The sequence below is a fragment of the Pseudarthrobacter arbutini genome, from assembly GCF_054510915.1.
Genome location: NZ_JBTNDQ010000008.1, coordinates 60,838 through 71,570, shown reverse-complemented (window position 1 = coordinate 71,570; position 10,733 = coordinate 60,838). Strand labels below are relative to the sequence as shown.

At 65.8% G+C, this 10,733-nt stretch carries 10 protein-coding genes; 9 read left to right on the top strand and 1 reads right to left on the bottom strand.

The genetic code is table 11. The features are described 5' to 3' along the window. The first annotated feature begins 5 nt into the window (after positions 1-5). Positions 6-776 (top strand): 4-hydroxy-tetrahydrodipicolinate reductase, encoded by a 771-nt coding sequence (dapB, locus tag ACX80V_RS10765; RefSeq protein ID WP_485843116.1) that lies wholly within the window; start codon positions 6-8, stop codon positions 774-776. Positions 777-779: 3 nt separating this feature from the next. Next, a complete protein-coding gene (locus ACX80V_RS10760) occupies positions 780-1,259 on the top strand; it encodes a hypothetical protein (protein WP_058929479.1) in 480 nt (159 codons plus the stop codon). Here ACX80V_RS10760 and ACX80V_RS10755 read toward each other — a convergent pair. Continuing rightward, the gene (locus ACX80V_RS10755; protein WP_485843115.1) at positions 1,256-2,488 is read right to left on the bottom strand and encodes a heparan-alpha-glucosaminide N-acetyltransferase domain-containing protein; all 1,233 of its coding nucleotides are present in this window, start codon (positions 2,486-2,488) and stop codon (positions 1,256-1,258) included. The two genes, ACX80V_RS10760 and ACX80V_RS10755, sit on opposite strands and share 4 nt — an antisense overlap. Positions 2,489-2,714: 226 nt before the next feature. On the opposite strand from ACX80V_RS10755, the gene ACX80V_RS10750 reads away from it, so the two are divergent. From ACX80V_RS10750 to ACX80V_RS10720, 7 genes are all read left to right on the top strand, one after another. Continuing rightward, complete coding sequence (locus ACX80V_RS10750) at positions 2,715-3,023, top strand: hypothetical protein (RefSeq protein ID WP_058929477.1); 309 nt, start codon at positions 2,715-2,717, stop codon at positions 3,021-3,023. Between the two features lie 4 nt (positions 3,024-3,027). After that, positions 3,028-3,774 carry a carbon-nitrogen hydrolase family protein gene (locus tag ACX80V_RS10745; RefSeq protein WP_485843114.1) on the top strand — a complete coding sequence of 249 codons (747 nt, stop codon included), beginning with the start codon at positions 3,028-3,030 and terminating at the stop codon, positions 3,772-3,774. A 125-nt stretch (positions 3,775-3,899) separates the two neighbouring features. Further along, complete coding sequence (gene dapA / locus ACX80V_RS10740) at positions 3,900-4,808, top strand: 4-hydroxy-tetrahydrodipicolinate synthase (RefSeq protein WP_485843113.1); 909 nt, start codon at positions 3,900-3,902, stop codon at positions 4,806-4,808. Positions 4,809-4,849: 41 nt separating this feature from the next. Continuing rightward, entirely contained in the window at positions 4,850-6,541 is a 1,692-nt protein-coding gene (locus ACX80V_RS10735) for a ribonuclease J (protein ID WP_056342897.1), read from the top strand. Positions 6,542-6,671: 130 nt separating this feature from the next. Then, on the top strand, positions 6,672-9,593 hold the full coding sequence (locus tag ACX80V_RS10730) for an FtsK/SpoIIIE family DNA translocase (protein ID WP_485843112.1): 2,922 nt from the start codon (positions 6,672-6,674) through the stop codon (positions 9,591-9,593). A gap of 9 nt (positions 9,594-9,602) precedes the next feature. Then, positions 9,603-10,238, top strand: a complete 636-nt coding sequence (gene pgsA, locus ACX80V_RS10725) for a CDP-diacylglycerol--glycerol-3-phosphate 3-phosphatidyltransferase (RefSeq protein WP_485843111.1) — start codon at positions 9,603-9,605, stop codon at positions 10,236-10,238. A gap of 9 nt (positions 10,239-10,247) precedes the next feature. Further along, positions 10,248-10,727: a CinA family protein gene (locus tag ACX80V_RS10720; RefSeq protein WP_485843110.1), complete on the top strand. Its 480-nt coding sequence runs from the start codon at positions 10,248-10,250 to the stop codon at positions 10,725-10,727. The last annotated feature ends 6 nt before the right edge of the window (positions 10,728-10,733 follow it).

Sequence of the window (10,733 nt, the reverse complement as noted above, 5' to 3'; positions counted from 1 at the left end):
ACGGCATGACCGAACAACTCTCCGTGCCCACCCGCGTGGCTGTCCTGGGCGCCAACGGGCGCATGGGCGCCGAAGCCGTAAAGGCCGTTGAAGCTGCCTCCGACCTGATGCTCGTGGCCGCCCTGGGACGCGGCGACTCGCTGGACCAGCTGGCCACTTCGGGTGCCGACATCGTGGTGGACCTCACCGTCCCCGAGAGCACGGAAGCGAACGTGCGCTACGCCGTCGGGCATGGCATGCACGTCGTCGTGGGGACCACCGGCTGGGACTCCACCCGGCTCGCCGCCCTGGAAGCACTGCTCGCGGAGCACCCGGAAACCGGAGTGCTGATCGCCCCCAACTTTGCCCTCGGCTCCGTGCTGGCCTCAGCCTTCGCTGCCAAGGCTTCCAAATATTTTGAGTCCGTGGAAATCATCGAACTGCACCACCCGGAAAAGGTTGATGCGCCGTCCGGGACCGCTGTCCGCACCGCCCAGCTCATCGCAGCCGAGCGCAAGGCTGCGGACGTTCCGCCCAGTCCTGACGCGACCACCAGCGAACTCGCTGGCGCGCGGGGTTGCGATGTTGAGGGAGTCCGCGTTCACAGCGTCCGGCTGCGCGGGCTGGTGGCCCACCAGGAGGTGCTGCTTGGCGGTCCTGGGGAGCAGCTGACCTTCCGCCACGATTCCTTTGACCGTGCTTCCTTTATGCCCGGCGTGCTGCTTGGCGTGCGCAACGTCGCCGCGCATCCGGGACTGACGGTGGGCCTGGACGGCTACCTGGACCTGGGGCTCTAGGCCGTGGGCGAGTTCCTGGCCGCGTTCCGGAAGAACCGCACCAAGATCTGGGTGGGTGCCGTCACGCTCCTGCTGGTCTTCTACCTGGTGGTGTCGTTCCAGCGCTCCGTCCTCCTGCTGCTGGACAGCAACCCCGCCGCCAAGGCCATCGGAGCGGCCTACCTGGTCCTCCCGGCCATCGGCGCCTGGGCCATGATCCGTGAACTGCTGTTCGGCGCACGCACGGAACAGATGGCCAAGGTCCTCGAGGCCGAAGGCGGGCTCCCGGTAGACGAACTGCCGCGCACACCCGCCGGCCGGATCGTCCGCTCCGCGGCGGATCTGGAATTCGAAAAGTACAAGGCCGAGGCTGAAGCGGCGCCCGGCGACTGGCGTTCGTGGTTCCGGCTCAGCTGCGCCTATGACGCTGCCGGGGACCGCAAGCGCGCCCGCGCCTCCATGCGCGACGCCGTGAAGCTGTTCCGCGGCCAGGTTCCGGCCTAGCCGCCGGCTCGTCCGCCGCGCCCCAGCTGGTTGGCGGCATGGCCCACCAGTTCCAGTGGCCCCCGCCATTTCAGGAGGACAAACACGATGCCCACGGCGATGGCCGTCGCGGCATGTGCCCAGTACATCCCCGCCTCGGTCCAGCCGGCGGGCAGCGGCTTCAGGTAGAACGCCGAAACCACCCACACATGCGCTGAGTAGAGCGTGAGCGTCATTGCCCCCGCGCCGCGCAGCGGCAGCAACAGGTCCAGGTCCAGCCAGTCAGCCAGCCTGCCGAGCAGGAGGAACACACCCACAACGGCGGCTGCCACGCCGCAGGTGTGAAGCAGATCCAGCGTGGTGGCCGAATGCGGTGCCGCGGCCGCCAGCCACCACCAGGATCCTTCCTGCGGGATTCCCGTGAGGTTGACCTGGAGGACACTGTCCAGCGGGTATCCGGGGGCGTTCAGGACTGCCTCCAGCGCGGCACGGCCGCCCCAGTTCTCCATTGCGGCGGTGCCCAAAGCCTTGGCCAGTGCGGCCACCGCAGTCCCGCCGGCAAGCAGCAGGACAGGAACCATCGCCTTGGTGAGGGCCAGCCGGCCAATGACCAGGCCCACCAGCAGGTACGACAGCCACTGGAACACCGGGTAGTAGCCGGTCAGGAACAGGTCCCCCAGCAGAGGGAAGGGCGTCGAGAGGTCTTCCCAGGACGGGTTGTGCCCCAGATTCAGGGGCGGATTGGCTGCCATAAGCCAGGGGCGGAGCAGATATGCGAGGACCGGGGAAACCACGATCCAGCCGGCGGCCCAGGCGCACAGTGCCTTCAGCTTCAGGCCGAGGAACGGCAGGATGCACAGGAACAGCATGGCGTAGTGGACCAGGATGATCGCAAGGTTCACTTCCAGCCCGCCCAGTGAGAGCCCGACGGCGGCAATCACCAGGGCGCGCAGTGCGAAGCCGCGGCGGGCAGCGTTCAAGGCAGGACCTTGCGGTGGCACTTGTTTGCCGGTGGACAGCGCCAGGCCCACGCCCGCCAACACGGCAAACAGGGCTGCCGCGCGGCCGGAGAAGGTCAGTCCGATCCACGTGGGAGTGAGGTCGGCGTTTGCCTCGAAGGTGAGGAGCAGATGTGTGGCCATCATGCCAAGGAGCGCCAGCCCCCTGGCTGCGTCAATACCGCGGAGGCGGCCCGCGGCCTGTGAGGTTCGAGGCACCCGCGAGGGTCTTGCCGGGGCACGGGACGTCATGAGGCGATGTTCTCACATCAACCTTTGTGGCAGCAGTCAAGAGCCAGCCGGAAACACAGTCTTGTAGACCTTGTGTTCGAATATATGTTCGAATAATATGGACACCATGCAAACCCCATCCCAGCCGCGACCCTTTCCGGAATCCCCACCCGCCGGCGGATCGGTGCGCCCCGCCCGGGATGCCCAGGACCCCGGCTCTGCACAGCCTGTTGGACTGATGAAAGCGATGAGCCCGGGAGTGGTGGACTTCCTCTTCCGCCAGCTCGTCGCAGGTCGGCCCCCTGTGGACATCCAGTGGCAGGATGAAGGTGTCACACTAACCGCCCAGCCGGCGGGGGCAGAGCTGGCCCGCAGGCTGGACGAAACCGACCTCGATGCCTTGACACCCACGGAACTGTTCCATTACGTCCGGGCGGCCCAGCGGCTCGCGGCCTGGGCTGAGGGGCTGAGGGAGGCTGCGGTGGACCGGTACTGCCAGCCAGGGAAGCCGCAGGATGGCGTAGTTCCCTCGGGTAGGCGCGCATCCCTAGGATAAAGGGGTGACTGATGCCCTGACCGTCTCTGCCGTGCAGTACCAGGCGCTGGAAGGCGGGATTATCCCGAACGTGCAAGAACACGTCCGGCTGATCGAGGACGCCGAATCCCACGGTGCCCGGCTGGTGGTGTTTCCTGAGCTGTCGTTGACGGGGTACAACCTGGCGCTACTGGCTGCTGACGACTCGTGGCTTCAACGCGATGACCCACGCCTGGCCGATCTCCACGAAATCTGCCGCCGGACCGGGATCACCGCCGTGGCAGGTGCTGCCTATCGGGAACCTGACGGCACGCCGCGGCTCGCCAGCCTCGTGATCCACCCCGACGGCACCACTGGACTCGGGTTCAAAACCCACCTCCATGGCCCGGAGCGGGAGGCCTTCGCCGCGGGCGACGGTGCCGTCGTGATCGAGCTGGATGGCTGGAAGATCGCGCTGGCCATCTGCTTTGACGCCGCGGTTCCTGCCCACTCCACCGGGGCAGCCCAGGCCGGCGCGGATATCTATGCCGTTTCGGCCCTGTACACGCAGGCGGAAGAACGGCGGCTTGGCCTGCATCTCGGAGCCAGGGCCATGGACAACCGGATGTTCGCCATCTTGGCGAACCTTGGCGGATCCACTTCGCTGGGCCCCTCCTGCGGCCTCAGCGGGTTCTGGGGACCGGATGGCCTCGAAATGAAAAAGGCTGCCGGAACCGGCACCGAAGTAGTCACCGCCATCCTGCAACGGAGTGCCTTGCGGAAATTCCGCTGACCCCGCGGGAGTCGATCTGCGGTGCGTGCTGACCGCATTCCCTGGGGCATCGCGGCCCGCTAGTTGACGCGGATCACGCCGTCCCCATTGTCCTAACCAGCCGCCGACAGGGTAACGTTTTTTCCATGCCTCACAAATCCGCCACCGCTCCTGCCCTTGGTACGCTCCTGACCGCTATGGTCACGCCCTTCACCAAGGATGGCGCCGTGGACTACAAGCAGGCAGCCGAACTGGCCACTAAGCTTGTGGACGATGGCTGCGACGGCCTGGTCGTCACCGGGACCACCGGCGAAACGTCCACCCTCTCGGATGAAGAAAACCTTGGCATGTTCCGCGCTGTCAAGGAGGCCGTGGGAGACCGCGCCGCCATCATCGCCGGCACCGGGACGAACGACACCGCACATTCGGTGCACCTCTCCCAGCAGGCCGCAGCGCTCGGCGTCGACGGCCTGCTGCTCGTCACGCCGTATTACAACAAGCCCAGCCAGGCCGGCGTCCGCGCACACTTCGAGACCGTCGCGTCCGCAACCGATGTGCCCGTAATGCTCTACGATATTCCGGGCCGCTCCTCCATCGCGATCGAACCCGAAACCATGATCAGCCTGGCGCAGCACCCGAACATCGTCGCCGTCAAGGATGCCAAGGCCGATTTCATGGCAGCCAGCCGCGTGATGGCAGAGACGGACCTGTACTTCTACTCCGGCGACGACGGATTGACCCTTCCGTGGATGTCCCTTGGCGCCGTCGGGCTCGTGGGTGTGACAACCCACGTCGCAACGCGCCGCTTCCGCGAACTGATCGACGCCATCAACGCGAACGACCTCGAAACCGCGCGTAAGATCAACTTCGAGCTGCTGCCCGTCGTGAGGGCAACGATGACCCGCGTCCAGGGAGCCGTTGCAGCCAAACAAATTCTTAAATGGCAGGGAGTCCTGCCCAACTCGATTGTCCGTTTGCCCCTCGTGGAGCCGGACGAATCCGAGATCGTAACCATCCGCGAGGATTTGGCGGAAGCGGGGCTGGTCTTTCCCTGAGGGCTAAGACCAGCACCCTTCCGCCTGGAAAGTAGTGCACTATGACCCAAACCGCCCTTCCCGGCCTTGTCACGCCCCCACGCCTGCCGCAAGGCACCCTCCGGATCGTTCCGCTGGGCGGACTGGGGGAGATCGGCCGGAACATGGCCGTGTTCGAAATCGACGGAAAACTGCTCATCGTGGACTGTGGTGTCCTCTTCCCGGAGGAGACCCAGCCCGGCGTTGACCTGATCCTGCCCGATTTCTCCTACATCGAGAACCGTCTCGACGACATCGTGGCCGTTGTCCTGACCCACGGCCACGAGGACCACATCGGCGCCGTTCCCTACCTCCTGCGGCTGCGCGCCGACATCCCCCTGGTGGGCTCACAGCTGACGCTGGCGCTCATCGAGGCCAAGCTGCAGGAACACCGGATCCGTCCATACACGATGACCGTTGAAGAGGGCCAGGTCGAAAAGTTTGGCCCCTTCGAGTGCGAGTTTGTCGCGGTCAACCACTCCATCCCCGATGCTTTGGCTGTGTTCATCCGCACGGCCGGCGGCACTGTCCTGCACACGGGCGACTTCAAGATGGACCAGCTGCCCCTGGACGGCCGGATCACCGACCTCCGGCACTTCGCCAAGCTGGGTGAAGAGGGCGTTGACCTCTTTATGTCCGACTCCACCAACGCTGACGTGCCGGGCTTCACCACCGCCGAAAAGGAAATCGGCCCCACGCTGGAACGGCTCTTCGGCCAGGCCACCAAGCGCATCATCGTGGCGTCCTTCTCCTCGCATGTCCACCGCGTCCAGCAGGTGCTTGACGCCGCCGCCAAGCACAACCGCAAGGTGGCCTTCGTGGGCCGCTCCATGGTCCGCAACATGGCCATCGCCGCCAAGCTCGGCTACCTCGACGTTCCCGACGGCCTCCTCGTGGACATCAAGAACATCGACAACATGCCGGACAACCGCGTGGTCCTGATGTCCACAGGTTCCCAGGGCGAACCGATGGCCGCGCTGTCCCGCATGGCCAACGGCGACCACCGCGTAGTGGTGGGCGACGGCGACACCGTGATCCTGGCCTCCAGCCTCATCCCGGGCAACGAAAACGCCGTCTTCCGCATCATCAATGGCCTGCTCAAGCTCGGCGCGGACGTCATCCACAAGGGCAACGCTAAGGTGCACGTCTCCGGACACGCAGCCGCCGGCGAGCTGCTCTACTGCTACAACATCCTTGAGCCGCTCAACGCCATGCCCGTGCACGGCGAGACGCGCCACCTGATCGCCAACGGCAAGATCGCGATCGAGTCCGGCGTCCCCACCGCCAGCGTCATCCTTGCCGACAACGGCACCGTCATTGACCTCAAGGACCACCGCGCAGACGTGGTGGGCCAGGTTGAAGTGGGCTTTGTCTACGTGGACGGCTCCAGCGTCGGCGAAGTCACGGAAGCGGACCTCAAAGACCGCCAGACGCTTGGCGATGAAGGCTTCATCTCTATCATCACCGTCATCAACCGCACCACAGGCAAGGTGGTCTCCGGACCCGAGATCCACGCCCGCGGCGTGGCCGAGGACGATTCGGTCTTCGACGAGATCATCCCCAAGATCAACGCCGCTCTGGAAGAAGCCGTGCTCAACCGCACGGACCACACCACCCACCAGCTCCAGCAGGTTGTCCGCCGAGTTGTCGGCACCTGGGTCAACCGCAAGCTGCGCCGCAAGCCCATGATCATCCCGGTGGTCCTCGAGGCGTAACAGCCACGAAGGCAAGCGGAATGGCAAAGGCCCGGTTCTTGTAGAACCGGGCCTTTCCCATCCGCAACATGAGGCCGGGAACAGCCGGAAATCCGCGGAAAACCGCGCCAGTTCCGGTACCGTGGCACGTATGGCCACTCGTACTACTCCCGCGCCCCGAGGCACCGCTGGCGGCAAATCCAGCGCCAAATCCGGCAGCCCGGCGGGCCGCGGTGCAGGCGCCACAGGGTCCAGCCGCACCGGCGGCCGGGCCGGTTCATCGGGGGGCAGCGCACGCACCCGCCAGCTTCCCGCCGTCGAACAGCGGCAGCCCTGGCTCCTGCGCGTTGTGGGCGGCGCCTGGCTGGGCGTGGGCCATCTGGTCGGCGGCGGAGTCCGCAGGATCGGCTCCGATGTCAGCGACCTGCCGGCAGAGGAACGCCGCGACGGCGCGGCCCTGTTCAACCTTGCCCTGGGCGTCTTCATCGCCACCTTCGCCTGGTGGGGAATGACCGGTTGGTTCCCCGACGCCGTCTACGGCGTGGTCAACGGCACCTTCGGCTGGATGTCACTGCTATTGCCGCTGATGCTTTTTGTGTGTGCCTTCCGGCTCTTCCGGCAGCCCGACGACGGCCGCGGAAACAACCGGGTGGGGATCGGTTTCCTCATCATGACGTTTGCGGGCTGCGGCCTTGCCCACCTGGTGGGAGGGCAGCCCACCGTTGCCGAAGGATTCGACGGCCTCCGGCAGGCCGGCGGTATGCTCGGCTTCCTGGCCGCCTCACCCCTCGCGGCCATCCACGCGGCGGTGCCCGTGGTGGTCTATGGCCTGCTGGCCTTCGTCTCGCTGCTCATCATTACGGCCACCCCCTTCGGTGCCATTCCACGCCGCCTGCGGGGTGCCTATGAGCATCTGATGGGCCTGGACCTGCAGGAACCCGGCGACGACGGGGACAGCCACGACCGCAGCTACCTCGAGGAATCGAAGGCAACCCCTGCGCCGCGGAAGAAGAAGCGGCGTTTCTTCGGCAAGGACGACGAGTCCGACGCCGGGCTGGAAGGCTACGTGGGCGACGAAGCCTTTGAGCACGCCGTCATCGACGACGACGAGACCGACGCAAAGTCGGGCCGCGGACCGCGCCCCGCTCCCGGCGTGCGCCGCCCCACCCAGGCGGAAATCGCCGTCGAAAAAATCAAAGCGGCCCAGGGCCTCGGCACTGCGGGGAGGGCTCCGGCAGAGGACAACGCCACCGAGGCCATCCCGCTGGTCACACCCGGAATGGTGGCCGCCGGCTCACTCAACGCTGCACCCGCCGCCGTTGCGCAGGTGCCGGCCAAGCCCGTCACGCCCATGCCCCTTCCGGCTCCTATTCCGCAGCGGACCGAGCAACTCTCATTGGCGGGCGACGTCACCTACACCCTGCCGCCGTCGGACGTTCTGACCCCGGGCTCCATTCCCAAAGAGCGCACGGAGGCCAACGACGCGATCGTGGCTTCCCTGACCGAGACCCTCAACCAGTTCAACGTGGAAGCGCAGGTCACCGGCTTCAGCCGCGGGCCCACCGTCACGCGGTACGAGATTGAGCTGTCCCCGGGCACCAAGGTGGAGCGCGTCACCGCCCTGTCCAAGAACATCTCCTACGCAGTGGCTTCCAGCGACGTCCGGATCCTCAGCCCCATCCCGGGCAAGTCCGCCATCGGTATCGAGATCCCCAATACGGACCGCGAAACCGTCTCCCTCGGTGACGTCCTCCGCAGCCAGAACGCGCGCCGGACCGACCACCCCATGGTGATGGGCGTCGGCAAGGACGTCGAAGGCGGTTATGTCGTGGCGAACCTCGCCAAAATGCCCCACCTGCTCGTCGCAGGTGCCACAGGCGCCGGTAAGTCCTCGTTCGTGAACTCCATGATCACGTCGATCCTCATGCGGGCAACGCCGGACGAGGTCCGCATGGTCATGGTGGACCCCAAGCGTGTGGAACTGACCGCCTACGAAGGCGTTCCGCACCTCATCACGCCCATCATCACCAACCCGAAGAAGGCTGCGGAGGCCCTGCAGTGGGTCGTCCGCGAAATGGATGCGCGGTACGACGACCTCGCCAACTACGGGTTCAAGCACATCGATGACTTCAACAAGGCAGTCCGCGCCGGCAAGGTCCAGCCTCCCGTGGACTCCAAGCGCGTCATCCGGCCCTACCCGTACCTGCTGGTGATTGTTGACGAGCTCGCCGACCTGATGATGGTGGCCCCGCGCGACGTCGAAGACTCCATCGTCCGCATCACCCAGCTGGCCCGTGCCGCCGGCATCCACCTGGTCCTGGCCACCCAGCGGCCCTCCGTGGACGTCGTTACCGGCCTGATCAAGGCCAACGTGCCTTCCCGGATGGCCTTCGCCACGTCCTCCGTCACGGACTCCCGCGTGGTCCTTGACCAGCCCGGTGCCGAGAAACTCATCGGCCAGGGCGATGCGCTGTTCCTGCCGATGGGTGCCTCCAAGGCCATGCGTGTCCAGGGCGCCTGGGTCACGGAGTCTGAAATCCACAAGGTGGTGGAACACGTCAAGGGCCAGCTCAAAGTCGACTACCGCCACGATGTCGCCCCCGAGGCGCCAAAAAAGCAGATCGACGACGACATCGGGGACGACCTCGAAGTGCTGCTTTCGGCCACCGAACTGGTGGTCACCACACAGTTCGGTTCGACGTCGATGCTCCAGCGCAAGCTCCGGGTGGGCTTCGCCAAGGCCGGACGGCTAATGGACCTCCTGGAGTCCAGGGGAGTGGTTGGCCCCTCCGAAGGGTCCAAGGCACGCGACGTCCTGGTGAAGCCGGACGACCTCGCGTCGGTGCTGGCAGCCATGAAGGGCCAGGACGCGCCGGTCGTTGCCGATTCACAGACGGCAGCGCTCAGCGACAACGCCAACGCGAACATTGCCCAGGGCGGTTATGCGGAGGACCTCGTGCAGGCGGACCTGGACCAGCGCAGCCAGAAGGTTGAGTACTTCGACGGCGCCGACGGCACCTCGGGCGACGACGAGGACGGTTCCGAAGACGCTTGGTCACTCACCGGACGGTAGCCTAGGAGTGTGACTAGCACCGAAGCAACTGCCGCCGGCTCCAGCAGCCAAGGAATCTGGAATCTTCCCAACATCCTGACCATGCTGCGCATCGCCCTGGTGCCGTTCTTCGTCTGGTTCCTCCTCGCCGATGCCCCCGGGCTGGACAGCGAGTCAGGGCCGTGGCGCTGGGCCGCAGTGGTGGCGTTCGCCGTCGCCATCTACACCGACAAGCTCGACGGCGACATCGCCAGGAGCCGCGGCCTCGTCACCAATTTCGGCAAAATCGCCGACCCCATCGCCGACAAGCTCCTCATCGGCTCAGCCCTGGTGATGCTGTCCATCCTGAATGAACTGCCGTGGTGGGTCACCATCGTCATCCTCGTCAGGGAATGGGGCATCACCGCCCTTCGTTTCTTTGTCATCCGGTACGGTGTCATCCCGGCCTCGCGCGGGGGCAAGCTCAAGACGGTCGTTCAGACGGCCGCGATCTTCCTGTATCTCCTGCCGCTCGGCGCGCTGGCGCCGTGGCTTGTCTGGGTGGCTTTCGCCGTCATGATCGTGGCCGTACTGATCACGGTATGGACCGGCGTCGAATATGTCATTGAAGCCCTGCGCATCCGGTCACAGGGCAAACAGGCCGGAAAAACTACAGCTGGCAACTAGGGAGCCGATGTGACCAATCTTCACCACCTGGCGGAACAGACAGTCAAAATGGCCCTGGATAAGGGCCGCACCGTCGCGACCGCGGAGTCTCTCACTGCGGGAATGGTCAGCGCCGTCCTTGCCGACACAGCCGGAGCCTCAGGCATGCTCCAAGGCGGTGTGGTGGCCTACCAGAACTCCGTCAAAGTTGACGTCCTGGGCGTTCCGGCAGAGCTGCTGGCCGCCGCCGGATCCGTTGACGGTGCTGTCGCAGCGGCCATGGCGGCCGGGGCCAGGACTGCGCTGCATGCTGACATCGGCGTTGCCACCACAGGAGTAGCCGGCCCGGAGGAACATGATGGCAAAGCGCTGGGGGCAGTGTTCATCGGGGTTGCCACAGCGGACGGTGCGTCATATCTCGAATACGCCTTCACCGGGAACCGTGCAGAGATCCGCGGACAGGCTTGCGGCGCTGCGCTGGAAAGTCTGATCGCGGCCCTATCTTCCTGAAGCTAC

Coding starts and splice junctions, on each gene's coding strand:
- ACX80V_RS10755 (WP_485843115.1), bottom strand. CDS start 2,488: ATGACGTCCCGTGCCCCGGCAAGACCCTCGCGGGTGCCTCGAACCTCA.
- ACX80V_RS10750 (WP_058929477.1), top strand. CDS start 2,715: ATGAGCCCGGGAGTGGTGGACTTCCTCTTCCGCCAGCTCGTCGCAGGT.
- ACX80V_RS10730 (WP_485843112.1), top strand. CDS start 6,672: ATGGCCACTCGTACTACTCCCGCGCCCCGAGGCACCGCTGGCGGCAAA.
- dapB (WP_485843116.1), top strand. CDS start 6: ATGACCGAACAACTCTCCGTGCCCACCCGCGTGGCTGTCCTGGGCGCC.
- dapA (WP_485843113.1), top strand. CDS start 3,900: ATGCCTCACAAATCCGCCACCGCTCCTGCCCTTGGTACGCTCCTGACC.
- ACX80V_RS10735 (WP_056342897.1), top strand. CDS start 4,850: ATGACCCAAACCGCCCTTCCCGGCCTTGTCACGCCCCCACGCCTGCCG.